Annotated in this window: 25 protein-coding genes, 3 tRNA genes and 2 pseudogenes; 19 read left to right on the top strand and 11 right to left on the bottom strand. The window is 71.2% G+C overall.

The features are described from left to right. Nucleotides 1–11 precede the first annotated feature (11 nt). From TU30_RS01365 to TU30_RS01355, 3 genes are all read left to right on the top strand, one after another. Nucleotides 12–773, top strand: coding sequence for a siderophore-interacting protein (locus TU30_RS01365; protein WP_042163387.1), 762 nt, complete (start codon nt 12–14; stop codon nt 771–773). Between the two features lie 85 nt (nt 774–858). After that, complete coding sequence (locus tag TU30_RS01360; protein ID WP_042163385.1) at nt 859–1,155, top strand: type II toxin-antitoxin system VapB family antitoxin; 297 nt, start codon at nt 859–861, stop codon at nt 1,153–1,155. A 228-nt stretch (nt 1,156–1,383) separates the two neighbouring features. Next, entirely contained in the window at nt 1,384–2,004 is a 621-nt protein-coding gene (locus TU30_RS01355) for a LytR C-terminal domain-containing protein (protein WP_042163383.1), read from the top strand. A 191-nt stretch (nt 2,005–2,195) separates the two neighbouring features. Here the strand turns inward: TU30_RS01355 and upp are convergent, their stop codons facing one another. Further along, nucleotides 2,196–2,831: a uracil phosphoribosyltransferase gene (gene upp / locus TU30_RS01350; protein WP_042163381.1), complete on the bottom strand. Its 636-nt coding sequence runs from the start codon at nt 2,829–2,831 to the stop codon at nt 2,196–2,198. 137 nt (nt 2,832–2,968) lie between these two features. On the opposite strand from upp, the gene TU30_RS35100 reads away from it, so the two are divergent. From TU30_RS35100 to TU30_RS01330, 4 genes are all read left to right on the top strand, one after another. Continuing rightward, nucleotides 2,969–3,265, top strand: a complete 297-nt coding sequence (locus tag TU30_RS35100; protein WP_141713786.1) for a hypothetical protein — start codon at nt 2,969–2,971, stop codon at nt 3,263–3,265. Between the two features lie 374 nt (nt 3,266–3,639). Continuing rightward, complete coding sequence (locus TU30_RS01340) at nt 3,640–4,182, top strand: hypothetical protein (protein WP_042163377.1); 543 nt, start codon at nt 3,640–3,642, stop codon at nt 4,180–4,182. A gap of 47 nt (nt 4,183–4,229) precedes the next feature. Beyond that, nucleotides 4,230–4,661, top strand: a complete 432-nt coding sequence (tadA, locus tag TU30_RS01335; RefSeq protein WP_042163375.1) for a tRNA adenosine(34) deaminase TadA — start codon at nt 4,230–4,232, stop codon at nt 4,659–4,661. 67 nt (nt 4,662–4,728) lie between these two features. After that, nucleotides 4,729–4,813 (top strand) — tRNA-Ser (locus tag TU30_RS01330). Nucleotides 4,814–4,926: 113 nt separating this feature from the next. On the opposite strand, the gene TU30_RS01325 is transcribed toward TU30_RS01330, so the two are convergent. Both TU30_RS01325 and TU30_RS01320 read right to left on the bottom strand, forming a co-directional pair. Next, the gene (locus TU30_RS01325) at nt 4,927–5,979 is read right to left on the bottom strand and encodes an IS3 family transposase (RefSeq protein ID WP_107068340.1); all 1,053 of its coding nucleotides are present in this window, start codon (nt 5,977–5,979) and stop codon (nt 4,927–4,929) included. 149 nt (nt 5,980–6,128) lie between these two features. Beyond that, entirely contained in the window at nt 6,129–6,536 is a 408-nt protein-coding gene (locus TU30_RS01320) for a transposase (RefSeq protein ID WP_042163373.1), read from the bottom strand. 78 nt (nt 6,537–6,614) lie between these two features. Between TU30_RS01320 and TU30_RS33360 the strand changes: the two are divergent. The 7 genes and pseudogenes from TU30_RS33360 to TU30_RS01285 form a co-directional block, all read left to right on the top strand. Continuing rightward, nucleotides 6,615–6,893, top strand: a pseudogene (locus tag TU30_RS33360) (sigma factor-like helix-turn-helix DNA-binding protein); the annotation flags it as partial. Next, nucleotides 6,886–7,470 carry a hypothetical protein gene (locus tag TU30_RS35090; RefSeq protein WP_042163369.1) on the top strand — a complete coding sequence of 195 codons (585 nt, stop codon included), beginning with the start codon at nt 6,886–6,888 and terminating at the stop codon, nt 7,468–7,470. The pseudogene TU30_RS33360 and the gene TU30_RS35090, both read left to right, overlap by 8 nt. Nucleotides 7,471–7,593: 123 nt before the next feature. Further along, a complete protein-coding gene (locus TU30_RS01305) occupies nt 7,594–8,160 on the top strand; it encodes a hypothetical protein (RefSeq protein WP_042163367.1) in 567 nt (188 codons plus the stop codon). A 698-nt stretch (nt 8,161–8,858) separates the two neighbouring features. Continuing rightward, nucleotides 8,859–9,038 (top strand): hypothetical protein, encoded by a 180-nt coding sequence (locus TU30_RS01300; RefSeq protein ID WP_042163365.1) that lies wholly within the window; start codon nt 8,859–8,861, stop codon nt 9,036–9,038. Continuing rightward, a complete protein-coding gene (locus tag TU30_RS01295) occupies nt 9,035–9,328 on the top strand; it encodes a Dabb family protein (RefSeq protein WP_042163363.1) in 294 nt (97 codons plus the stop codon). Before TU30_RS01300 ends, TU30_RS01295 begins: the two co-directional genes overlap by 4 nt. A 162-nt stretch (nt 9,329–9,490) precedes the next feature. After that, nucleotides 9,491–10,420, top strand: a complete 930-nt coding sequence (locus tag TU30_RS01290) for an RNA polymerase sigma factor SigF (protein ID WP_063837610.1) — start codon at nt 9,491–9,493, stop codon at nt 10,418–10,420. 244 nt (nt 10,421–10,664) lie between these two features. Continuing rightward, on the top strand, nt 10,665–11,582 hold the full coding sequence (locus TU30_RS01285; protein ID WP_042163360.1) for an RNA polymerase sigma factor SigF: 918 nt from the start codon (nt 10,665–10,667) through the stop codon (nt 11,580–11,582). Between the two features lie 178 nt (nt 11,583–11,760). Here the strand turns inward: TU30_RS01285 and TU30_RS01280 are convergent, their stop codons facing one another. Beyond that, complete coding sequence (locus tag TU30_RS01280; protein ID WP_042163358.1) at nt 11,761–11,958, bottom strand: hypothetical protein; 198 nt, start codon at nt 11,956–11,958, stop codon at nt 11,761–11,763. A 330-nt stretch (nt 11,959–12,288) separates the two neighbouring features. Between TU30_RS01280 and TU30_RS01275 the strand changes: the two genes are divergently transcribed. The 3 genes and pseudogenes from TU30_RS01275 to TU30_RS01265 all read left to right on the top strand — a co-directional run bounded on the left by TU30_RS01275 (nt 12,289) and on the right by TU30_RS01265 (nt 15,174). Continuing rightward, complete coding sequence (locus TU30_RS01275) at nt 12,289–12,813, top strand: MarR family winged helix-turn-helix transcriptional regulator (protein ID WP_042163356.1); 525 nt, start codon at nt 12,289–12,291, stop codon at nt 12,811–12,813. 21 nt (nt 12,814–12,834) lie between these two features. After that, nucleotides 12,835–14,547, top strand: a pseudogene (locus TU30_RS01270) (MDR family MFS transporter); the annotation flags it as partial. A 156-nt stretch (nt 14,548–14,703) separates the two neighbouring features. After that, complete coding sequence (locus TU30_RS01265) at nt 14,704–15,174, top strand: PPOX class F420-dependent oxidoreductase (protein ID WP_042163354.1); 471 nt, start codon at nt 14,704–14,706, stop codon at nt 15,172–15,174. Between the two features lie 64 nt (nt 15,175–15,238). On the opposite strand, the gene TU30_RS01260 is transcribed toward TU30_RS01265, so the two are convergent. The 5 genes from TU30_RS01260 to TU30_RS01240 form a co-directional block, all read right to left on the bottom strand. After that, nucleotides 15,239–17,473, bottom strand: a complete 2,235-nt coding sequence (locus TU30_RS01260; protein ID WP_042163352.1) for a glycosyltransferase family 39 protein — start codon at nt 17,471–17,473, stop codon at nt 15,239–15,241. Further along, nucleotides 17,470–18,960: a bifunctional glycosyltransferase family 2/GtrA family protein gene (locus tag TU30_RS01255; RefSeq protein ID WP_078878027.1), complete on the bottom strand. Its 1,491-nt coding sequence runs from the start codon at nt 18,958–18,960 to the stop codon at nt 17,470–17,472. Before TU30_RS01255 ends, TU30_RS01260 begins: the two co-directional genes overlap by 4 nt. Before the next feature lie 14 nt (nt 18,961–18,974). Beyond that, complete coding sequence (locus tag TU30_RS01250; protein ID WP_042163350.1) at nt 18,975–20,690, bottom strand: HAMP domain-containing sensor histidine kinase; 1,716 nt, start codon at nt 20,688–20,690, stop codon at nt 18,975–18,977. Beyond that, the gene (locus TU30_RS01245) at nt 20,687–21,427 is read right to left on the bottom strand and encodes a response regulator transcription factor (protein ID WP_042163348.1); all 741 of its coding nucleotides are present in this window, start codon (nt 21,425–21,427) and stop codon (nt 20,687–20,689) included. Before TU30_RS01245 ends, TU30_RS01250 begins: the two co-directional genes overlap by 4 nt. A gap of 308 nt (nt 21,428–21,735) precedes the next feature. Continuing rightward, nucleotides 21,736–22,671 carry a DUF2797 domain-containing protein gene (locus TU30_RS01240; RefSeq protein ID WP_078878026.1) on the bottom strand — a complete coding sequence of 312 codons (936 nt, stop codon included), beginning with the start codon at nt 22,669–22,671 and terminating at the stop codon, nt 21,736–21,738. A 170-nt stretch (nt 22,672–22,841) separates the two neighbouring features. Here TU30_RS01240 and TU30_RS01235 point away from each other — a divergent pair, with 170 nt between their 5' ends. Together TU30_RS01235 and TU30_RS01230 are read left to right on the top strand one after the other, a co-directional pair. Next, nucleotides 22,842–23,276: a hypothetical protein gene (locus TU30_RS01235; protein WP_042163346.1), complete on the top strand. Its 435-nt coding sequence runs from the start codon at nt 22,842–22,844 to the stop codon at nt 23,274–23,276. A gap of 30 nt (nt 23,277–23,306) precedes the next feature. Continuing rightward, nucleotides 23,307–23,852, top strand: a complete 546-nt coding sequence (locus TU30_RS01230; RefSeq protein ID WP_042163344.1) for a potassium channel family protein — start codon at nt 23,307–23,309, stop codon at nt 23,850–23,852. Nucleotides 23,853–23,918: 66 nt separating this feature from the next. On the opposite strand, the gene TU30_RS01225 is transcribed toward TU30_RS01230, so the two are convergent. Then, nucleotides 23,919–23,991, bottom strand: a tRNA-Arg gene (locus tag TU30_RS01225). 189 nt (nt 23,992–24,180) lie between these two features. Continuing rightward, nucleotides 24,181–24,271 (bottom strand) — tRNA-Ser (locus tag TU30_RS01220). Nucleotides 24,272–24,462: the final 191 nt, after the last annotated feature.

Raw genomic sequence — 24,462 nt, 5'->3', positions numbered from 1 at the left:
GTGAACGGACGATGGGGCAGGGGCGGGGTTGGGAGGGCGCGCTCCTCAGACTGATGCGCGCCAAGGACTTCGAGTTCACGGTGACGCACGCCGAGGACGTCACCCCCGACTACCGGCGGCTGCGCTTCACCGACGGCGGCATGCTCGCCGCGACCGGCGTCCACCCGACGATGTGGGTGCGGCTGTGGTTCGACAACGCGGGCACACCGCACCAGCGGGCGTACACCCTGGTCGACCCCGACCCGGCGGCCGGCACCTTCGGCCTGGAGTTCGCCCTGCACGAGGGGTGCGCCAGCGACTGGGCGCGGGCGGCGAAGCCCGGGGACACCATCGGGGCGACCGTGCAGGGCACGGGCTTCGACGCGCCCCGCCCCGCCCCCTCGCACGTCTTCGCGGTGGGTGACCCGGCCTCCCTCCCGGCGATCAACTCCCTGCTGGGCGCCCTGGGATCCGCACCGGCGACCCTCTGGTTCGAGGGCGCCCTGGACGGGCTGCCCTGCCTCGCCGACCCGGAGCGGCACGAGGTGCGCGAGGTCCCGCGCCTCGGCTCCGGCGCCCACCTCGTCGAGCGGGTCCGGGCGGACCTGCCCGGGTTGCTGCGGGCCCACTCCGACCCGTACGTCTGGGTCGCCTGCGACACCGCGACCACCCGGACACTGTCGGCGTTCCTGCGCAAGGAACTGGGCGTACCCAGGCAGCGGATGCACGCCCTGGGGTACTGGCGCGCGAACCGGCCGCACCCGAATTCGGACACACGAGCCCCCTTTGCCTGAAATCGTTCACGATCTGTACGCACTTGCCCGTGCCGCCGCAGCCAGGAGGCTGCGCCCGGAACGTCCGGGCCGGTAGGCTTCCCGTGTGATCTTCAAGCGCATCGGAAACGGCCGGCCGTACCCCGACCACGGCCGGGAAAGCACCCGGTCGTGGGCGGACGTCGCACCGCGCCCGGTCCGCCTCGATCAGCTCGTCACGACGAAGCAGCAGCTCGACCTCGAGACCCTCCTCGCCGAGGACTCGACCTTCTACGGCGACCTCTTCGCGCACGTCGTGAAGTGGCAGGGCGATCTGTACCTGGAGGACGGGCTGCACCGCGCGGTACGGGCGGCGCTCCAGCAGCGCCAGGTGCTGCACGCCCGCGTCCTCGAACTGGACTGACACCCCCGCCCGCGGCCTGCGGCCCGGACGCATGTCACCGGACGCCACGTCGGCCGTACGCGTGCCGGCAGTACGCCGGCGGGGCCCTTCGCCCCTGCCGGACGCACCCCTGCGGACCCCTGCTTTGACCCTTTCGGGTCGGACTGCGCCCTATCGAATGATCATCTAGTAGGCATAGTCGTCGGAGCGCACTACGCTGCGCTCATGAGCATGCTGACTCCTCCCGGCATGGGCGGCCAGTACCGGATCCGGGGTGACAAGTACCCGCGGATGCGCCGACCCCGACGCCACGGCAGGCTCGTCGTCCTGGCCATCACCTCCGTCGCGGCGCTCGGCGTGGCCGGCTGGGGCACGCTGCAGCTCTTCGACGTCTTCACCGGCGGCGGCAACCCCGCCTCCGCGGTCGGCGTCAAGGCGGGCTGCACCACCGGGGCAAGCCCCTCGCCCCGCCCGAGCCCCACTGCCGCGCTCCCCGAACCCGACCGGATCACGGTCAACGTCCTCAACGCCACGACCAGGTCCGGCCTGGCCAAGAAGACCGCCGCCGAACTGGAGAAACGCGGTTTCACGATCGGTGACGTCGGCAACGCGGCCAAGGAGTACGACAAGAAGGTCAAGGGCACCGGGGTGCTCCTCGGCCCCGCGTCCGCTCTCAGGACCTCGCTGCCGGTGCTCGGCACCCAGCTCGCCGACGCCGAACGCCGCACCGAGGCATCCCGCAAGGGCGGCGAGATCGACCTGATCATCGGCGACGCCTTCACCCGGCTGACGGCCGCGGCGGACGCCGACCGCGCCCTCGCCGCGCTGAACGCCCCCGAGCCCGCGCCCACCACGAAGAAGAGCTGCTGAACTGCTGAGCTGCCGCCCCCGAGGCAGGGGCAGGGGCGACGGCAGAGGGCAAGCAGAAGCACAAGCACACGGAAGCGGCCGTCCTGGAGCTCTGCACCAGAGTTCCAGGACGGCCGCTTCGTACCGGCCCCGGTATCGCCCGGGTACGGCTCCGTACCGGCTGCGTACCGGAGACGGACGGGCCTGTTCGGCTACTCGGCCGCCCCGTACATCCGGTCCCCCGCGTCGCCGAGGCCCGGCACGATGTAGCCGTGCTCGTTGAGGCGCTCGTCGACCGACGCCGTCACGACGGTCACCGGGGTGCCGGCCAGCTCGCGCTCCATGACCTCGACGCCCTCCGGCGCGGCCAGCAGCACCACGGCGGTCACATCGTCCGCGCCCCGCTTGATCAGCTCCTGGATCGCGGCGACCAGCGTGCCGCCGGTGGCGAGCATCGGGTCCAGCACGTACACCTGACGCCCGGAGAGGTCCTCCGGCATCCGGGTGGCGTACGTCGAGGCCTGCAGCGTCTCCTCGTTGCGGATCATGCCGAGGAAGCCCACCTCGGCGGTCGGCAGCAGCCGGACCATGCCGTCCAGCATGCCGAGGCCGGCCCGCAGGATCGGCACCACCAGCGGGCGCGGGTGGGAGAGCTTGACACCCGTGGTCCGCTCCACCGGCGTGTGGATGTCGACCTGCTCGGTGCGCACGTCGCGCGTGGCCTCGTAGGCGAGGAGGGTGACCAGTTCGTCGGCGAGACGGCGGAAGGTCGCGGAGTCGGTGCGCTGGTCGCGCAGCGTGGTGAGCTTGTGTGCGACCAGGGGGTGGTCGACGACGTGGAGACGCATGTCCCCACACTAACCGGGCGGGGACGGGCCCGGTTCCCCCGCACACGGCAGGCCCCGCGGTCCGCCACCGCTCCTTCGTTGGCGTCAAACCGCTCGTCCGGGGGAAGGTGGCGGGGACGGACTGGGGTGATGAAGCAATGCCTGAGCGGAATTCCCGAGATGAGCCGTCGGTACGGAAGACGTCCGGCGGCCTGCGCGGTGAGGTGGGCGAGCGCCGGGGCGGCCGCCCGCCGGAGGTGTCCGGCGTCTCCGGGGTGCCCGGCATGACCGGACCACCCGGGGCTGACGAGACGGACACCGAGCGGCGGCGGCGCCGCGCCCGGTTCCTGCGCGAACTCGCCGAGGCCAGAGAACTGCGTGACCGGGTCCAGCCGCGCCGCGCCAAGGCGGCCCGGCTGCGGCACGCGATGCGCATGCGGACCTTCCGCTGGTAGGAATCCCCTGGCGTCCCGGAACGGGGCGCCCCCGGTGAGCGAGGCGCCGCGGACCCGGCGGAAACAGGTCCGGCTGCGGGAAGACCGCGGCCCATGCGGGTGTTTGCCGGGTGGCCGTACCAGGACGGCAGTCCGAGCCGCGTACGATCCGCTGTGACGACGGCGGGCGCGCCGACGGGTCCCGGGCAGGCTCCGGGGGAATACTCGGCGGCGCGGGGTCAAAACTGCCGGACACAGGGAGCCGAAGACGTCCCCTGCCGGCCTTGTTTCTGCCACGATTCCGAGTGGGCGGGGCTCATGGAGCACTCCTCGTCCACACACCTCCGCCGGGGGGAACCCCAACCGGCACGCCTAAGACCAGTGGGAGAGTCACGGTGTACTTCGCCGCACTGCTCGCGCGCACCGAAGACGGGTGGGAAGCGAGCGACACGGAGCTCGACGATGTGGAGACCCTGTCGGATCTGGCCGATCTGGCCCGGGAGGCCGCCCCCGACGAGGACACGGTGCTCGTGCTGATCGAGCAGGAGGACGGCTGGTTCGGCGTCGTCCGCGTGGACGGCGAGGACGACCCTCGCATCTACGTGTCCGACGCCGCGGCCGCCGCCCGCAGCAGCTACGGCGAGATCCTGCTCACCGACGAACTGCTCGGCCGGGAACCGGGGAACGACGGCCCCGACCTGGACGCCCTCGACCTCGACGGCACGGAGGACGGTGAACCGGACGACGCCGACGACTCCGAGGACGTTGCGGCGGACACCGGTCCCGCCGACTCCGTGCCGCACGGGCCGGTCGGCGACGCCCTGGTCCTGGACGACCTGGGGGTGAGCGAGAAGGACCTGCGCGCGCTGTCCGGGGACGCCCTGGGCGCGATCGCCGAGGTCCTGGGCGCCGCCGAGGTCCTGGAGACCGTCCGCTGACCGGGCCCCCCCCACCCGACCCGGTGCGCTCCCCCTGGCGGGCCGCGATGCGGCTCGCCCTGGCCGAGGCCGAGCGGGCCGACCGGAGCGGGGACGTCCCCGTCGGCGCCGTCGTCCTGGCGCCGGACGGCAGCACCGTGCTGGCCTCCGGGCACAACGAGCGCGAGGCCGGCCGCGACCCCACCGCGCACGCGGAACTGCTCGCCCTGCGGCGGGCCGCCGCGGCGCTCGGACAGTGGCGGCTGACCGGCTGCACCCTCGTCGTGACGCTGGAGCCCTGCACGATGTGCGCGGGCGCCGTACAGCAGTCCCGGGTCGACCGGATCGTCTACGGCGCCCGGGACGAGAAGGCGGGCGCGGTCGGCTCCCTCTGGGACGTCGTCCGCGACCGGCGGCTCAACCACCGGCCCGAGGTCGTCGAAGGGGTGCTCGCCGAGGAGTGCGCGCACCTGCTCACGGCGTTCTTCCGGGACCGCTGACGGCGGGGCCGCCGCATCCCGCACACCGATTTCAAACCACTGCGCCGCGTGCTGTAGGGTCTCTCTCGGTAGCGTGTCCGAGCGGCCGAAGGAGCTCGCCTCGAAAGCGAGTGTGGCGCAAGTCACCGAGGGTTCAAATCCCTCCGCTACCGCTGGTAGAAGGGGCGCCCTGTCTTACTCACAGGGCGCCCCTTCGCTTTCCGTCTCAGTTGGCCGGTACGAGGACCCCGGAACCTGTCAATTTTGGTGAGTCAGGATTTTGCGGCTATCCCTGAGCTGGGATCTCTGCGTCGGGGTGACGCGGGTCGGTCGGCTTGTTGATCCAGACGGTGCCGGGGAGTTTCGGGGGTTCGGGGGCCTTGCGGACGAAGCGTTCGGGGTGCCGGTCGTAGACGGAGGCCAGGACGTCGGCACGCATCTCGCGGAGCTGGTCGGCGAGACCGAAGCGGACGTCGAAAGGCGTGTGCATGCCGATCCCCGAGTGTCGGTGCGCCAGGTTGTACCAGTCGAAGAAGTCTTCGCACCAGGCGCGGGCGTCCTCGATGCACCCGAACCGGTCCGGATAGCTATGGCGGTATTTGAGGGTTTTGTACTGACTCTCGCTGAAGGGATTGTCGTTCGAGGTTTTCGGGCGCGAGTGCGACTTGGTGACGCCGAGGTTGGACATCATCTGTGCGACGTTCTCGGCGACCATGGGCGAGCCGCAGTCGGAGTGGATCGTCAACTGCCCTTCTCCGATGGTGTACTTGGCGATGCTGGAGGACAGGAACTGCTCGGCCAGCTCCTTGTTCTCGTGACCGGCGAGCATCCAGCCCACCGTGTAGCGGCTGTAGATGTCCACGACCGTGTAGAGGCAGTAGTAGCTGCCCTTGACCGGACCCTTCAGCTTCGATATGTCCCACGACCAGACCCTGTTCGGGCCCTCGGCGACCAACTCCGGTTTCTTGCGCGGCGGGTGGGTTGCCTGCCGGCGCCGTTCGCGGACCTCTCCGTGCCCGCACAGCAGCCGGTACATCGTCGACTCCGAGCACAGACAGGTGCCCCTGTCCAGCAGGACCGCGTAGATCTCGCCGGGCGCCATGTCCGCGAACTCCTCACTGTGCAGCACGTCAAGCACCTCCTCCCGCTCGGCCGCCGACAGCGAACGCGGGTGCGGCCGACGCTCGGCACACGGCCGCACCGGCGCCGGGGACCGGCGATGATGCCGGTAGTACGTCGCCCGACTCACCCCGAGCGCGGCACATGCCCGCACCCGGCCGACCACACCTGCCAGCTCCTCCAACGCCGCAACCCTGGCCCGCTCGAAACCGGCCCGCACCTCCTCGGCTCCGGCTCCGGCTCCGGCTCCGGCTCCGGCTCCGGCTCCGGCTCCGGCTCCGGCTCCGGCTCCGGCTCCGGCTCCGGCAGGATCTTGGCCGACCGTCACTCCGGCGCCTGCCGCCAGGTCCAACTCCTCGCTGGAGACGGCTACTTCGTCTCGCCCGTGCTCGTCGCACCGCCAGTGGCGAACTGGTCCAGCAGTGCCGAGAGTTTTGACTGGACCTCGATCACCGTCTGGGCCTTGCCCAGCTCGTTCTCCAGCCGGGCGACCTTCGCCTCCAGGCGGGCGATCTCCTTGTCCCGCGGATCGGCCTTCGGCCGCCCCGCCGGCGCGGCGAGCGCGGCCTTCGCGCCCGCGTCCCGCTGCTCCCGCCAGTTCGCGATCAGCGACGAGTACAAACCCTCCCGGCGCAGCAGGGCTCCCTTGCCCTTCTTGTCGGGTGTCTCGTACTCGGCGAGGATCCTCGCCCTGTACTCCGCGGAATACCGGCGCGGACCGGCTGAACGGGGCTCTGCCTGCGGATCAGGGGTCCCGTGGTCGTTGATGCTGGCCACTTGGGCACTACTCCTTCTCCACCCTCAATACATCGAATCGTCCAGTATGCCTGACCCGCCCAAGAATGACAGAGAGGGGCCCGACGCCAGGGCCCGCCGGCCACGGCGCCGCCACCGGAACCCCACCACGTGCTGCTGGTTCAGGCCCTGAGGCAGATCCCCGAGGCTCAGCGCCGGGCCGTGGTACTTCATCATCTGTGTGACCTGACGGTCGAACAGGTGGCTGCCGAGGCCGGCTGCCCCGTCGGTACGGTCAAGGCACACCTGAGCCGGGGCCGGGCTGCGCTTGCGCGGCTGCTGGCCGACTCCGAGCTGGATCCTCGGACGACTCGCCTGTCGGAGGTACGTCATGGCTGACGAAACCGGGCTGGAGGATTACCTGGTCGGCCTCGCCGAGTCGGGTCATCGGCACACGGCACCGCTTGCCGCAGAGCGGATCCGGGCGCGCGGTGAGCAGCGCTTGCGCCGCAAACGGGCCGCTCTGGCGTGTGGCGGTGCGCTGCTGGCCGCGGCTGTGGCCGTGGGCGGTCTGTCGCTGACCCAGGCCTTCCGGGAACCCGGGCCGCCCGCCGTCGTCCCGGCGCCGACCGCTTCGCGGTTCGTGCCACCGACGCCCGGTCCGGGTGAGGAGTACGCCAGTGAGCTGGGCTACGTGTACGCCGCGGTGACGAAGGGAGACATGGTGCAGGTCACCGTCGAGCAGCTCCGTGGCGTGCGGGGAACCGCGGCATCCGTTGGTGTGGTGCACACGCTGACCCTGCCGCGGGGGACGCTGGTCGAAGCACGGCAACTGGTCGGCGGGAACCCCGCGGACGTGCAGCTGGGCCGGCTGGTGGACCGACTGGCCGCTGGTCCGCGGTGGGTGTTCGCGATCGACTACGACAGCGAGGGCCGCGTGCAGTCCCTGCGGGAGGCGTACTGGCTCGCCAAGTGAGCCCACACGGGAGACCCGGGGACGGAGGCGGCAAACAAAACGGATCGGGGTGTAACCCGAAGGGCGGGGTGGCGCGTAAAGACCACGTACCCGAACACACCTGATCCTTGGGGGGCCTTGACCATGCGCGTCTCACACCGCCGGGCCACCGTACGCTGCCTCACCACTCTCGCGTTCGGCCTTGCGGCCCTGACCGGGTGCAGTGGTGAGAGCGACGCGCAGGCGGCAGCCACCGCGCCGGTGACCTCGGCGACGCCTTCCGCGTCGGCCGACGAAACGGCCCCGACCACCACGCCGGGCGGCGGTGCGGACCCGGACGGCACCTCGTCGACCGGTGCGGCCCCCTGGGCCGGCACCAAGCAGTTCGTGCAGATCGACGACGCCCGGACCGGCGACGGACGGACGTATCTGTCGGTGCGGCCCGCCGAGAAGAAGGCCCACACCCAATTCGAGGCAGGGGTGATCGTCCCGGGCGAGGGGCCCTACACAGAGGTGCCCATGGCCGAGGACGCCAAGGTGCTGCTGTCGGTGCCGCTCGGTGACGCGAAGCATGCCGCGTCGTACTCCCGGGCCGAGTTCGTCAGCCGGCTGACGGCCCAGTCGTCCTCAGCCCGCTCGCTCCTCGGGTACGACCTGAGTTTCGACGGAGAGGGGCGGGTCACCAGGCTGCAGTCGCTGTACACGCCCTGAACGCGCGGTCCGGGACCTGCTCCGGGACACCGCTTCCGGTTCTCCGGGACACCACTTCTGGACCGGGAGGACCGGGAGGACCGGGAGGACCGACGGTACTCGATGGTGTCCCACCGGATGGTGCAGCCGGTCAAGGTGCCGGAATCCGCAGGCCGGGGACGGTGGTTCCGCCGGACCGGAGGTCGGTCCCGTCCCCGCAGGGCGCCCTGCGGGGAGCGGCGTCCGCGAAGATCGTCAGCGGGATCGCACCAGAACGCGTGACCCATGATCCGTCCCACCACACCACGGGACACGGCCCGGTACTCGGCGCAGCACGGTGACGACGGCGTCGAAGCCGCCCGGTCAGCCGGTCCAGCGCTTCCTCTGCGCTCCACCCCGTCCTCCGCCCATCGAGTGCGGCTCCCGTCCGGTCGCCGGAGTCGCTCTGTGCGCCGTGAGGCACGTGCCGCGCGGAAACCGTCGGAGGACGGTCGAGCAGGATCCAGCGGGACAGAAACACGGCGACACGTTCCACTCTCAGGAAGAACCGCAGGTGCGGCGAGTCACGTAAGTGACTTCACGTCCCTCCGCCACCGCCGGTGAAGGGCCTCGTCGTCAGACGGGGCCCTTCGTGCGATCATGGGCCCGCTCGGCACGCAGGGGTGACGCCGGTGCACCACCGTGACACCGGTGCGCAACAGTGACAGGGGAGGGCCGCGATGGCGGTGAACGCGAAGAAGGTCGCCGTCTACGTCCTCGTGGTCTTCGCGCTGTACGTGATCATCACGGATCCGGTGAAGGCGGCGGACTACGTCAAGATAGTGTTCGAGAGCATATCCGACGCCGCGACCGCCGTCGGGGACTTCATGACATGGCTCGCCGGCGGAGGAGACCGATGATCCGCCACCTGGTCCTGTTCAGGCTGAACGAGGGCGTGGAGCGCGACGACCCGCGCGTCGTCGCGGGCGTGGAGGCGTTCCGCTCCCTCGAGGGCAGGATCCCGGAGATCCGCTTCTGGGAGTGCGCCTGGAACATCAGCGACCGGCCCATCGCCTACGACTTCGCCATCAACTCGGCGTTCGACGACGCCGACGCGCTGCGCCGGTACGTGGAGCACCCGGAGCACCGGGCGGGCGTCGGCCTGTGGCGCGAGTTCGCCACGTGGGTGATCGCCGACTACGAGTTCTGAGCCTTCGCCCCCGCAGCCCCCTGTCGCGACGACGGGGGGCTTTCCCGCGTTCTCGGCACCCCTCGCCCCCAACACGGAATATGCGGTGCTTGCACACAGTGAGCATGTCTTGTGATGCTATGACTGCTTTTGACGGATGAGTCGACCGATGAAGAGGTGGCGTTGACCGTGTCGGCCAGTACTGCGCCGCCCCAGGACCAGGTGTCCGCCCTGACTCCGGCTCCGGCTCAGTCCCCGGACACCCCGGACACGCCCGCCGCCCCTCCGGCCCCCCTCGCCACTCCTCCCGGCACTCCACCGCCCGCCACCGCTCCGTCACCCGCCAAGCGGCGCGGGGCGGACACCCGGGCGCTGACCCAGGTGCTCTTCGGCCAGCTCAAGAACCTCCAGCCGGGCACGCCGGAGCACACCCGCGTACGCGCCGCGCTCATCGAGGCCAACCTGCCCCTCGTGCGCTACGCGGCCGCCCGCTTCCGCTCGCGCAACGAGCCGATGGAGGACGTGGTCCAGGTCGGCACCATCGGGCTCATCAACGCCATCGACCGCTTCGACCCGGAGCGGGGCGTGCAGTTCCCGACGTTCGCGATGCCGACGGTGGTCGGCGAGATCAAGCGGTACTTCCGCGACAACGTCCGCACCGTCCACGTACCACGCCGGCTGCACGAGCTGTGGGTACAGGTCAACAGCGCGACCGAGGACCTCACGACCGCCTTCGGCCGCTCCCCGACGACCGCCGAGATCGCCGAACGGCTGCGCATCACCGAGGAGGAGGTGCTCTCCTGCATCGAGGCCGGGCGGTCGTACCACGCCACCTCCCTGGAGGCCGCGCAGGAGGGCGACGGGCTCCCCGGGATCCTCGACCGGCTCGGCTACGAGGACCCGGCACTGGACGGCGTCGAGCACCGCGACCTCGTCCGGCACCTGCTCGTCCAACTCCCCGAGCGGGAACAGCGGATCCTGCTGCTGCGGTACTACAGCAACCTCACCCAGTCGCAGATCAGCGCCGAACTGGGCGTCTCCCAGATGCACGTGTCCCGGCTGCTCGCGCGCAGCTTCCAGCGACTGCGGTCCGCAAACAGGATCGACGCGTAACCCCCGAGAGCGAATCGCTCACCAGTACCCTTACGCGCGCTTCTGGCCTGAAACACCGCCAGACCCCTTGTTTCCAGGGCTGATTCGCAGGATCGATGTCGACATGTCACTACAGCGCGTTGCCGACATGTGACATTCTGCCGGAAGCGCGTTTGCCGAAGCCCCGGCTCCGGTATTCAGGTGAAGGCTGCGTTCCTCGGACGGGAACGCCGCCGCGACCGTCCCGCGACCCAAAGGGGGTGGCATGTCCGCAGACCAGGGCAGCTCGAAGGTGCTCACGCTCGCGGAGAGCGAGACAGCTCCCAATGCTCTCGACGTACTCGGCCCCATCGACGATGCTCCGGCCCTCGCGGCCGCGCCGGCTCCGGACCTTCCGGAGGCAACCCTTCCGGACACGGCGGCGATCGACACCCGCACCCTGTCCCGCTCCCTGTTCCTGCGGCTCGCCGCACTCGACGAGAACAGTCCGGAGCGCGGCTACGTCCGGGACACCCTGATCGAGCTCAACCTCCCACTGGTGCGGTACGCGGCGGCCCGTTTCCGCTCGCGCAACGAGCCGATGGAGGACATCGTCCAGGTCGGCACCATCGGGCTGATCAAGGCGATCGACCGCTTCGACTGCGAACGGGGCGTGGAGTTCCCGACGTTCGCGATGCCGACGGTGGTCGGTGAGATCAAGCGCTTCTTCCGCGACACGTCGTGGTCGGTGCGGGTGCCCCGCCGGCTGCAGGAACTGCGCCTGGCGCTGACGAAGGCCGGCGACGAGCTCTCCCAGAAGCTCGACCGCTCCCCGACGGTCGCCGAACTCGCCGCGGTGCTGGGCGTGTCCGAGGAGGACGTCGTCGACGGACTCGCGGTCGGCAACGCGTACACGGCGTCCTCGCTGGACTCACCGGCGCCCGAGGACGACGGCGGCGAGGGTTCGCTCGCGGACCGCCTCGGCTACGAGGACACGGCACTGGAGGGCGTGGAGTACCGGGAGTCGCTCAAGCCCCTGCTGGCCAAGCTGCCGCCCCGGGAACGGCGGATCATCATGCTGCGCTTCTTCGCCAACATGACGCAGTCACAGATCGGCGAGGAGGTCGGCATCTCCCAGATGCACGTCTCCCGGCTGCTCACCCGGACCCTGGCCCAGCTGCGCGAGGGGCTCATCGCGGACTGAGACACACCGGTCGGACCGGGACACACCGACCGCCGGCAGCCACCGACTCCCGCCCTCGGGCGTCGGTCCACGGCTCCACCGGCCACCGGTGGCCGGTCACCGGACCGGACGCGGACCCGTGGCCGCCGGGGCGCCCCTCACAGGCGCAACGGCGGCCTCCGCGCGTCCTGCCGCCGGGTCAGCGCAGCGCCAGCCAGGCCACGGCCGCGACGATCGCCACGGCGACGACGACGCCGACGATCAGACCGATACGCGGACCGCCACCGCTCGTCGCGGCGGCCTGCTGCCCCTGAGGGGCGTCGTCGACGAACGCGCGGAACATCTGGGTGCTGCCGGCGGGGTCGTGGTTGCCCTGCGGGGCCTGGGAGTTAGCCATGGCCCTAGACACTAGCGAACCGCGCGCGCAGGCCCCAAGCTGGGGCTCCTTCAAACACCCGCACGGGGCGATGGCACGGGTGGATGGCTCGGGTCGACGGCACGGGGCGATCACACGGGACGCCCGCACGGGGTGATCGCGAGGGCGGTCGGAGCGCCCGGCCGGAGCGCCAAGCCGGCGGCGCGGAAGGGCCGACGATCCGCCCCACCTGCACGTTTACGATTCGCGATGCTTGTCTTTGCCAAGTTTTGAGTGCTTGAGCCTCGTTTTTATTTGCCTTCAGCAACCATCCACTTCTACCGTTGCCCTAAGCAACGATGGGAAGGTGTCATGGCCGAGCAGGCGCAGTACGAGGAGCTGGTACGGCAGCTCAGTGCCTTCGGCGCGGTGAAGCGGGAGTTGCGCCGGAGCATGTCGGCCGACTTCCACAGCGGCTCCGCCGCCGTGCTGACGGCCATCGGCCGCCACGGCGACATGCGTATGAGCAGGCTCGCCGAACTGCTCGCCGTCGATCTGTCGGTCACCAGCCGCCATGTCACCCATGTGGCCGAGCGCGGCTGGATCGAGCGCTCCCCCGACCCGGCCGACAAGCGCTCCCGCATCCTGCGCCTGACCCCCGCGGGCGAGGTCCAGCTCGACGCGTTGTTCCGACAGACCACCCGGCTGCTCGCCGAGCGCCTGGACGACTGGTCCGACGACGAGATCGGCCTGCTCGCCCAGCTCATGTCCCGGCTCCGGGACAGCTTCAGCGACTGCCGGCCCACGCCCCGCGCGGCACCCCCGCCGAGCCCCGCACCACCAGCGCCTCACGCCCTGCAGGACACCGGGACCACTGCACCACCCGTACACCCGTAAACGAGCAAGAGAAGGAAGTCCATGGCAACGACCACACCGACCGGTGTGCGGGCTCAGGCCGGACACGGAGGGGACTCCTCCGAAAGCGGCGCTCCGATGTCCCACCGGCAGATCCTGGAGGCGCTGTCGGGCCTGCTGCTCGGCATGTTCGCAGCGATCCTGTCCTCCACCATCGTCTCCAACGCCCTGCCCGAGATCATCACCGACCTCGGCGGCGGCCAGAGCGCCTACACCTGGGTCGTGACGGCGGCGCTGCTGTCGATGACGGCGTCCACCCCCCTGTGGGGCAAGCTGGCCGACCTGATCAGCAAGAAGACGCTGGTCCAGACGGCCCTGGTCGTCTTCGTCGTGGGCTCCGTGATCGCCGGCACGGCACAGAACCCCGGCATGCTGATCACGGCCCGGGTCGTCCAGGGTCTCGGCGCCGGTGGTCTGACCGCGCTGGCCCAGATCATCATGGCCGCGATGATCTCCCCCCGGGAGCGCGGCCGCTACTCCGGCTACCTGGGCTCGACCTTCGCCGTCGCGACCGTGGGCGGCCCGCTGATCGGCGGCGTGATCACCGACACCTCGTGGCTCGGCTGGCGCTGGTGCCTGTACGTCGGTGTGCCGTTCGCGCTGATCGCCCTCGTCGTGCTGCAGAAGACCCTGAAGCTGCCGGAGACCAGGCGCAGGGCGAAGGTCGACTGGCCCGGCGCCTTCTTCATCACCGCGGCCGTCAGCCTGCTGCTCATCTGGGTCACCTTCGCCGACGACAAGTTCGCCTGGGTGTCCTGGCAGACGTACACGATGGTCGGCGGCGCGCTGCTGCTCACCCTGGTCTTCCTGTTCGTCGAGACGAGGGCCGCCGAGCCGATCATCCCGCTGCGGCTGTTCCGCAACCGCACCATCACGCTGGCCTCGGCCGCCTCGCTGTTCGTCGGTATCGCGATGTTCGCCGGAACCATCTACTTCAGCCAGTTCTTCCAGCTGGCCCGGAACGAGTCCCCGACGATGTCGGGTGTCCTGACCATCCCGATGATCGGCGGTCTGTTCGTCTCCTCGACCGTCTCCGGCCTGATCATCACCCGGACCGGAAGGTGGAAGGCATGGCTCGTCGTCGGCGGTGCGCTGCTGACCGCCGCTCTGGGGCTGCTGAGCTCCATACGCCACGACACCCCGTACTGGCACATCGGCGTCTTCATGGCGATCATGGGCCTCGGCGTCGGCATGATGATGCAGAACCTGGTGCTGTGCACGCAGAACCAGGTGGAACCGAGCGACCTCGGAGCCGCCAGCTCCGTCGTCACCTTCTTCCGGTCGCTCGGCGGCGCGGTGGGCGTCTCGGTGCTCGGCTCGGTCATGTCGACCCGGATCAGCCACTACGCCCAGGAGACCATCGGCGCGCTGAGCCCGCAGGAACAGGCCGCCGCCGCCCGGTCGGCAGGCTCCGGTGAACTGCCGGACATGGACCTGCTGCCCGACGGCATCCGCACCTGGCTGGAGAGCGCCTACGGGCACGGCATCGCCGACATCTTCCTGTACGTCGCCCCGATCGCCTTCCTCTCCTTCCTGGTGACGCTGTTCATCAAGGAGGTCCCGCTGCGGACCTCGGGCGCGCTGGCCCAGGCCGCCGAGTCGCGCTCCGCCACGCCGGTCCCGGTGGCTGCCGGGACGACGGGCGGGGCCACCGGCGGGTCGGCCGCCACCGGGACCGGCGCCGGCACCGGCGCCGACGCCACGAACGTCCCGAGCCGGCCCGGCTCCGGCTCCGGCAAGTGACCCGGGACCGGACGGTCCTTACGCCCCCGGCCCGCGGCGGCCGGCGCGCTCTCGGCGGAGGCGCGCCCCGCCGCGGGCCGTTCCTCCTCGCCGCGGGTGAGGGGACCCCGTCGGCCCTAGGCTGGCGCCATGGCACCGAACATCGCGACGAACACCCGCGTCTCCCTCGACGAGCTGCTGGACTTCGTACGGCCCCGGCACCGCGCGATCCTGCTGACCCGGCGGGCCGACGGAAGCCCTCAGGGATCGCCGCTGACCTGCGGGGTCGACGACTCCGGCCGGATCGTGCTCTCCACCTATCCGGAGCGCGCCAAGACCCGCAATGCCCAGAGGGACAGCCGGGTGAGCCTGATCGTCATCAGTGACGACTGGAACGGGCCCTGGGTACAGATCGACGGCGCCGCCGAGGTCGTCGACACGCCCGAGTCGGTGGAGCCGCTCGTGGAGTACTACCGGAACATCGCCGGTGAGCACCCCGACTGGGACGAGTACCGGGCGGCCATGGTCAAGCAGGGCAAGTCGATCATCCGGATCACCCCGGAGCGGTGGGGCCCGGTGGCGACGGGCGGCTTTCCGGCACGGCTGGTCCAAGGGGAATAGCGAAAGGGCGGTGGTTCCCGGTGCCACCGCCCTTCGCCTGCTTGCCGGCGCCCGCTGAGCGGCGTCAGCCGTCGGCCTTCCGGGTGAGGTCGTAGAAGGTGGCCGAGCCTGCCGTCACCTCCTTGAAGTTCTCCTCCACCCAGGACGTGATCTGCGAAGAGGTGCTGGAGTCACCGGAGCCGTCGCCCTCGCCCGTGCCTCCGCCCATACCTCCGCCCATGCCACCGCCGGCGACGAAGTAGTGGATCTTGCCTTCCGCCACGTACTGCTGGAACTGGGCAAGGGTCGGCGACGGGTCGGTGCCGTTGAAGCCGCCGATCGCCATCACGGGGTCGCCGGTCGCGAGTTGGTGGCTCGCGGCGTTCTGGGCGCCGATCGCGGCGGCGACCCAGGTGTAGTCCTCGGCGTCGGTCTCCAGCAGTTCCCTGGCCTCGGAGTCGACACTCGCACCGCCGAGCAGTCCGCCCGTGCCGCCACCGCCGCCCGGCATGCCGTTCTCGGCGCTGCCGCCGGTACCGCCCTGCTGGTTCCGGCCCCCTTGGCCGTCCTGGCCCATCGGTCCGCCGCCGGGGAAGCCGCCGGTGCCGTCGGTGCCGCCCCCGGGCGGGGTCTGGCCCTGCTGGTTCCGCCGGCCCTGACCTCCCCCGCCGGGGAAACCGCCGCCTCCGCCAGGACCGTCACCCCCGCCCGGGCCACCCCTGCCGCCTACGCTCGCGCCCGCCGGACCCGCCGTGACGATGGAACCTGTGTGCCCTTCCTGCACTGTGCTCAGCGTGTACGCCGTCGGACCGGCCAGCGCCACCACCAGCGCCGACCCGGCCACCGCGAGCGCCGGGCCGCGGCCGAGCCGGCCCACGAAGACCAGTCCGAGTGCCGCGGCCAGCCCGCCGACCAGGACCAGCCACTTCAGCCAGGGCAGGTAGTCGGGCGTGCGGTTGAGCAGGACGTACCCCCAGGCGGCGGTGGCCGTCGCGGCGGCCGCGAGGGCGAGGGACGCAGGAACCGAACGGCGCCTCTCCCACAGGGCGACCGAGCCCATGCCGACCAGTGCCGCGACGTACGGCGCGAGGGCCACCGTGTAGTACTCGTGGAAAATGCCGGCCATGTAGCTGAAGACGGCCGTCGTCATCAGCAGCGAGCCGCCCCAGACCAGGAACGAGCCGCGCGCCGGGTCGGTCCGCCCGGCCCTGCGGGTGAGAACCAGCCCCGCGACCAGCAGGATCAGCGCGGCGGGCAGCAGCCAGGAGATCTGGCCGCCGATCGAGGAGTTGAACATCCGGTCCCAGCCGGTCTCACCCCACTGCCCGCCCCCGGCACCACCGCCGGGCCCACCGGCGCCACCACCGCCGACACTGCCCGTCTCCTCGCCGTTGAGCCGTCCGAGGCCGTTGTAGCCGAAGGTCAGCTCCAGGAAGCTGTTGTTCTGCGAGCCGCCGACGTACGGGCGAGAGGACGCGGGCCACAGTTCGACGACCGCCACCCACCAGCCGCCGGAGACGAGCAGCGCGAGGGTCGCCCACGCCAGTTGCACCAGCCGCTTCCTCGGCTCCACCGGGGCGCAGGCGCCGTGGACGAGCGCGAGGGCCGGGAGGATGAGGAAGGCCTGCAGCGTCTTCGCCAGGAAGGCGAAGCCGATCACGGCACCGGCCCACACCAGCCACTTCGTACGGCCGTCCTCCAGGGCCCGGACGACGAGGTAGCAGGCGAGGGACATCAGCAGCGCCAGCATGGCGTCGGGGTTGTTGAACCGGAACATCAGCGCGGCGACCGGCGTCAGCGCCAGTACGGTGCCCGCGATCAGACCGGCGGCCGGGCCGAAACGGCGGCGTACGGACGCGTACACGACGGCGACCGTGCCGACGCCCATCAGCACCTCGGGCACGAGGATCGCCCAGGAGTTCAGGCCGAAGATCCGCACCGAGAGCTCCATCGGCCACAGCGAGGCAGGGGGCTTGTCCACGGTGATGGCGTTCGCCGCGTCCAGCGAGCCGAAGAAGAACGCCTTCCACGACTCGCTGCCCGCCTGCACGGCCGCCGAGTAGAAGGAGTTGGCGTATCCGGACGCGTTCAGGTTGTACAGGTACAGCAGCCCGGTCACCAGCAGCAGGGCGAGGAGGGCCGGGCGCGCCCAGCGGGGGTCCTCGGGCCTGCCGCGCCACAGTCTCCGGGCGGACGGCTGCCGCGGTTCACCCGCCGCGGGGGCAGGAGCGGGGCGGGGGGCCGACCGGGGTGGTCCCCAGGTGGCGGGGTCCGCTCCGGGACGTGTGCCGGGACTCGTCTGATCGGACGGGGTGGTCATCGAGGGTTCCTCGGGTCGGTGTCGGCCGGGCCGGACGGGTGGGAGGCGTGAGAAGCACGGGCGGGGTGGGAGGCGTGGGTGGCGTGGGGCGTGGCGGGCGGGCGCACCGGCTGGAACCGCACGGTCGCGTCCCGCCAGGAGCGGTCGGTGTCGAAGGCGTCGAAGGTGCCAGGTGCGCCGGGGGCCTGGGCCTGTGGCGCGACGTCGCCGTGGTGACGGGAGGCACGAGGGGCGCGGTCCGGGAACACCCATGCCCGGAACAGCAGGAACCGCAGCACCGTCGCGGCGAGGTTGGCCGCGATGAGGACCGCCAGTTCGGTGGAGTGGGCGGGATCGCCGGCCGCGGCGTTGAGCGCGGCGAGCGAGCCGGCGGTCAGCACGAGGCCGATACCGAAGACGACCAGCCCCTGCGCCTGGTGCCGCACCACGCCGCCGCTCCCCCGTACCCCGAAGGTCAGCCGGCGGTTGGCGGCCGTGTTGGCGACCGCCGAGACCAGCAGGGCGAGCCCGTTGGCGGTCTGGGAACCGGTGAAGCTCCGGAAGCCGCTGTAGAGCAGCAGGTAGAACAGGGTGGACAGCACGCCGACGGCGCAGAAGCCGACCAACTGCCGTGCCAGCCCCCGCGGTACACCCGTCAGCTCGCGGTCGCGCGGGTCGTCGCCGAAGGGCCTGGCCAGCCGGTCCAGTGGCAGTGAACCGGTGGCCAGCGCCCTGCCGACCCGCCACACGCCCTTGAGGTCGTCGGTCGCCGTCCGGACGATGTGCACGGTCGAGTCGGGGTCGTCGACCCAGTCGACCGGCACCTCGTGGATCCGCAGCCCCGCGTGCTCGGCGAGCACCAGCAGTTCGGTGTCGAAGAACCAGCCGCTGTCCTCCACCAGCGGGAGCAGCGCCTGGGCGACGTCCCTGCGGATCGCCTTGAACCCGCACTGCGCGTCGGAGAAGCGGGCCTGGAGCGAACCCCGCAGGATCAGGTTGTACGAACGGCTGATGAACTCCCGCTTGGCACCCCGCACGACCCGCGAACTCCGGCTCAGCCGGGAGCCGATGGCGAGGTCCGAGTGGCCGGAGATCAGCGGGGCGACCAGCGGCAGCAGGGCGTTCAGGTCGGTGGAGAGGTCCACGTCCATGTAGGCGAGGACGGGTGCGTCCGAGGCCGACCAGACGGTCCGCAGGGCCCGGCCCCGCCCCTTCTGCTCCAGCCGGAGGGACCTCACCTCCGCGATCCGCCCCGCCAGCCCCGCCGCCACCTGTGCGGTGGTGTCCGTGGAGGCGTTGTCCGCGATCGTGATGCGGAACGCGTAGGGGAAGGTGCGGGTGAGGTGCTCGTGCAGTCTGCGGACGCACGGCTGGAGGTCCTTCTCCTCGTTGTAGACGGGGATCACTACGTCCAGGACCGGCGTGGCTGCTCCCTCGACCGGGAGGTGCTCCCGGGCCGGAAGATGCTCCCACGCCGGCCCGCTGCCGGAGGAAGAGTCGGTTCGCATGACACCGACTCTTCTCAAGTCCCCTGTTCTGAGGGTGTGTTGAGGCTGTGCTGCACCTGTGAGTACGGAGCCGGGGACGCAGGCACGCAGGGATGCGGGGACGCAGAGGGGTACGGGGGCGCAGAGGGGTACGGGGGCGCAGAGGGGTACGGGGGCGCAGAGGACGCGGACGCCGGCTGCGGTGCGAGCGGGGAGAGCGGCACGAGGGCGGGCAGCCGGAGCGTGAACACCGTCCGCCCCGGCACGCTCCGGACGGTCACCGCACCGCCGTGCGCGGTCGCGACGGCCTGCACGATGGCCAGCCCCAGACCGGTCGAACCACCGGCCGGGGGGGCCACGGAGGCCGAGCCGCCCGAGCGGGCGCGCGCCACGTCTCCGCGCGCGAACCGTTCGAAGACGTGCGGGAGCAGCGCCGACGGGATGCCGGGCCCGTCGTCCTCCACCTCCACGTACAGCCAGGGGCCGTGGGGCCGCACCCTCGCGGTCACGGTGGTGCCCGGCGGCGTGTGGGTGCGCGCGTTGCCGAGCAGGTTGACGAGCACCTGATGGAGGCGGGCCGCGTCGGCGTGCGCGGTGGCGGGTTCGTCGGGCAGCTCCAGCCGCCAGTGGTGATCCGGGCCGGCCGCGCGGGCGTCGCTGACGGTGTCCACGACGAGCGGCACGAGGTCGGTCTCCTCGAACTGCAGGGGCCGCCCGGCGTCCAGGCGGGCGAGCAGCAGCAGGTCCTCGACGAGCAGGGTCATCCGGCCCGCCTCGGACTCGATCCGCCGCAGCGCGTGCCGGGTGTCGGGACCGACCTCCTCCCGTCCCCGCCGGGTGAGTTCCGCGTACCCCCGGATGGAGGCCAAGGGCGTACGCAGCTCATGGCTGGCGTCCGCGACGAACTGCCGTACCCGCGTCTCGCTCGCCTGCCGGGCGTGCAGCGCGCCGTGGACGTGGTCGAGCATCCGGTTCAGGGCGGCGCCGACCCGGCCGACCTCGGTGTGCGGATCGCACTCGGCCTCCGGGACCCGCTCCTCGAGGGTCACCTCGCCGCGGTGCAGCGGCAGTTCGGAGACCCGGGTGGCGGTGGCGGCGACCCTGCGCAGCGGACCGGTCGCGACGCCGACGAGGACGAACCCCGCTGTTCCCGCCGCCACCAGCCCGGCGCCGGTGACACTCACCTCGACCAGGATGAGGGTGCTGATGGTGTCGTCGGTGTTCTCGGTCGGCAGCGCGACGTAGAACGCGCCTTTCCGGCCGTTCAGGTACTCCACGCGGTACTCGCCCAGCCCGGGAATCTCCGCGGTGTGCGGCTTCTCGTCACGGGGGACGGCGGCGAGGGCGGTGAGCTGGGCGTCGGTGAGCGGCTCGGCCTCGGGCGTCGTGACCCCGTTCTCCTCCTTGGAGGTGCTGACGATCCCGTCGGTCACCCGGCCGTCCCCGACGGTCGCACCGATGGTGCCGATGCCCTGCGGGCCGATCACGACGAATTCGAGCGGGTCCTGGTCGTCCAGGTGCTGGGGCCGCGGCCCGCCGTCGTCGGGCCCGCCGACGGCACGCATCGCCACCTCGTGCAACTGCCCGTCCAGCTGCTCGTACAGGTGCGAGCGCAGGGCCAGCGTCGTCACCGTGCCGATGACCGTGCACACCACGGCGATCAGCACCACGGACGCGACGACGAGCCGGGTCCGGAGTGTGCGCGGTGTCCCCGCTCTCCGTCGTGGACGCGGCCGTCGCCGTCCGCTCACGACACCGCGGGCTTGATCAGGTATCCGGCACCGCGCCGGGTGTGGATCATCGGCTCCCGGCCGGCGTCGATCTTCCGGCGCAGATACGAGATGTACAGCTCGACGACGTTCGCCTGCCCGCCGAAGTCGTAGGACCACACCCGGTCGAGGATCTGCGCCTTGCTGAGCACGCGCCGCGGATTGCGCATCAGGTAGCGCAACAGTTCGAACTCGGTGGCGGTGAGGTAGATGCCCACCCCGCCCCGGGTCACGTCGTGGCTGTCCTCGTCCAGCGTGAGGTCGCCGACGACCAGCAGGGACTCGGACCGGCGGTCGGCTGCGCCGGAACGCCGGATCAGCCCGCGCAGCCGCGCGACGACCTCCTCCAGGCTGAACGGCTTGGTCACGTAATCGTCGCCGCCGGCGGTCAGGCCCGCGATACGGTCCTCGACCGCGTCCTTGGCGGTGAGGAACAGGACGGGCACGTCCTGGTGCTCACGGCGCAGCCGCCCGAGCACGGACAGCCCGTCCATGTCCGGCAGCATCATGTCCAGGACGACGGCATCGGGCCGGAACTCGCGCGCGGCCCGGACGGCGCCCTGGCCGTCCCCCTCGCTGCGGATCTGCCAGCCCTCGTAACGCAGGGCCATGGACAGCAGTTCGGTGATCGACTGCTCGTCGTCCACCACCAGCACGCGGACGGGGCTCCCGTCCGGCCTCAGCAGTTCGGTGCGCCCCTGGGGCGAGGTCGTGGTCATGCTCCACACCCTCGCGGGAACCTCTGAGAGCGCCCTTTCGTAAATCTGTGTTTTCCCTGAGAATCCCGGTGCACGGCGGGGGAGCACGCCCGGTGCACGGCGGGGGAGCACGCCCGGTGCACGGCGGGGGAGCACGCGTTTCAGCCGGTGCCGGCGGCGAGGCCGGCACTGCCTCCGAGACCGGCGCGCCCGCGCCCTCTCCCGCTTCCGTTGTCGTTCTCCCGCAGTCCAAAGAGGCGGGCCGCGCTGTCGTGGCACACCGCCCGCAGCCACGCCGGCCCGAGCCCGGCCGCAGGCACCGGTCCGCATCAGAACAACCCGTCCTGCACCCCCGCCCCTTCGCCGTCCCCCCTCGCCCCTCCGACGCCCTTCGTTCCCTTCGTTCCCTTCGGATGCCTCACCGGAAGATCGAACGCCCGCCCCCCACCCGGCACGAGCCCCCACCCGCCCAGCAACCGCGTGTCGAGCACCACGACGTCGGCCCGCTCCCCGCCCGCCGGCACGACACGCAGATGCAGATCCGGTCCCGCCGCGGCCACCAGCTCCCCGCTCACCGCACCCCCGGCGACCAGCTCGCTCACCTCCCCCGACACGGCCGACGCCCCCGCCAGCCCGAACACCCGCACATGATCGACGGGCCGGAAAGGCTCCCGGGCCAGCGACTCGGGCCACCCGGGCAGAGCGCCCGCCCGGTCATGCAACTCCGCAAGCTCGGCCGCGCGCTCCCCCTCCGTGTCCAAAAGCACCGCCCGCACCGCACGCTTGTCGGCGTACGGAATCCGGTCGGGCACCCGGAGCGCGGCGCTCAGCAGCGCCTCGGTACGCCGGGCCGCCATCAGCGGCCCGGTCCCCAGCCAGCTGAAGCAGACCGCGCCCTGCTCCAGCAAACGCGCCGGGCCCCGGGCCACCCCGGTGATCCCGACCTTGACCGTCCCCGGCCCGAACCACGCCAGGTACACCCGGTACGGCCGCGGATCGTCCGCAACGGTGTCGGCGGCCACGGAGTGCGCCCGGTCCAGCCGCGCGCACTCCTCGCAGCGCGCCCCCGTACTCCGCGCCGACACCACCGCGCCGAGCGGACACGTGTGCCCCCGCGCCCCGACACAGGTCCGTACGCTCCTCTCCCCGACCGCGAAGGCCACCCGTTTCCCCCAGGGCAGCGCGGTGCGCCGCCCGCCCTCCCACACCAGCACGGGACCGTCCGCCGACCAGCGCAGCCCCGAGCACCTCCATACCCGTGCCATCTCCGACGAGAGTAGAGGCTGGCACCGACAACGCCCCGCTTCCACTCCCAGCCCGTCCGCACCGAGGTGCCGAGGTGCCGAGCACCCCCCGTGGTGCAAACCTGGAGGAGGCGCCGTGCACCTCGGCGCCCACTCGGGACCCGCTCGGGGACAGCCGGAAGGGCGAGCACATGGCTAGCAATGTCGGCGGAACGCACCACCGGGCCGGCTGGGAGCCGCGCAGTGCCTGGGCGACGAGCTGGACAGCGGCCGCGGCGGTACTGATGACCTTCGGCGGGATCATGGCGATCTTCCAGGGCATCGCGGCCATCGCCGAGGACGACGTCTTCGTCACCACCAGCAACTTCACCTACGCGTTCAGCCTGACCGGCTGGGGCTGGGTGCACCTGATCCTCGGCGCCCTCGTCCTGGCCGCCGGGCTCGCCCTGTTCAGCGGGGCGGTCTGGGCCCGCGTCACGGGCATCGCGCTGGCCGGCATGAGCATGATCGCCAACTTCGTGTGGCTGCCCTACGCGCCGGTCTGGTCGATCGTCCTCATCGTCATCGACGGCTTCATCATCTGGGCCCTGTGCTCACCACGCCGCGAGACGACGCCCCCGACCTAGGAACACCCCTCCGGGCATCCTCCCCACCCCATGGAAAACAGCGAGAAGAAACCCCCCACGGCAGCGAGCAGACTGTGGCGCCGGCTCGCCCAGACGGCCGGCGCGGCCGGTCTGGTCACCGCCTACTTCCTGCTCCCCCTCGACCATCTGGGTCCCCGCCAGCCCGGCCTGAGCTGGACCCTCTTCGGCCTGTCCCTGGGGGTCATCGCCGCCCTGCTGCTCCAGCAGATCGGCCACGTCCTGCTCGGCCACCCGCACGCCCGGCCCGGACTGGTCATCCCCCTGCTGATGTGCCTGTCCATCCTGGTCTTCGCGACGACCTACCAGGCCCTGGCCCAGCACCCCGGCGAACTCATCGGCCTCGACACCCGTCTGGACGCCCTCTACTTCACGCTGGTCACCCTCGCCACCATCGGCTACGGAGACATCACCCCCCACGGCCAGGCGGCCCGCCTGGTCGCCATCCTCCAGATCTTCTACACCTTCGTCTTCCTCACCGCGGCGGCCACCGCCCTGAGCCGCCAACTCCAGACCACGCTCCTCCGCCGCAGAACCGACCACGAGCACAAAACCTGATCCGTCCGGTCCCGTTCCCCGCACGCAAGAGCCCCGCCGGTTCAACCGGCGGGGCTCTTGTCCGTGTGCACTCGGCAGGATTCGAACCTGCAACCTTCTGATCCGTAGTCAGATGCTCTATCCGTTAAGCTACGAGTGCGTGTTTTTCAGTTTTCTCGCCGCTCCCGGCCCTCTGCGGGCTCGCTCGCGGCGACAGGAAGAACATTACATGACCGCCGCCGCCATGTGAAATCCGTTTGGCTCACCCCTTGCGACCTGCGAAGACAGCAGTTCGGGACGGACACACGACGAAGCCCCGGCCGGATGGGCCGGGGCTTCACAATCGGTGCGGAGGCGGAGGGATTTGAACCCTCGATGGGCTTTAAGGCCCAAACCGCATTAGCAGTGCGGCGCCATAGACCGGACTAGGCGACGCCTCCGTGCACGACATCCCTCGCGCGAGCGCGGTTCAGTGGTGCGTGCCGATGATGACACAGTCCTGCGTGGTGTCACCAATCGCCCCCTACGGTACTAGGCGCGACGGCCGCAGAGCAAAGCTCTTCCGGCGGGCGCGTGGCGGGCGCGTCGTCGCCGTCACCGGGCAGGCCGGACCACGTGGAGGTCCCGCAAC

The organism is Streptomyces sp. NBRC 110035 (assembly GCF_000829695.1).
In the GTDB taxonomy this organism is placed as follows: Bacteria; Actinomycetota; Actinomycetes; order Streptomycetales; family Streptomycetaceae; genus Streptomyces.
Note: the sequence above shows the minus strand (reverse complement) of the source record. Positions and strands in the feature narration are given on the sequence as shown.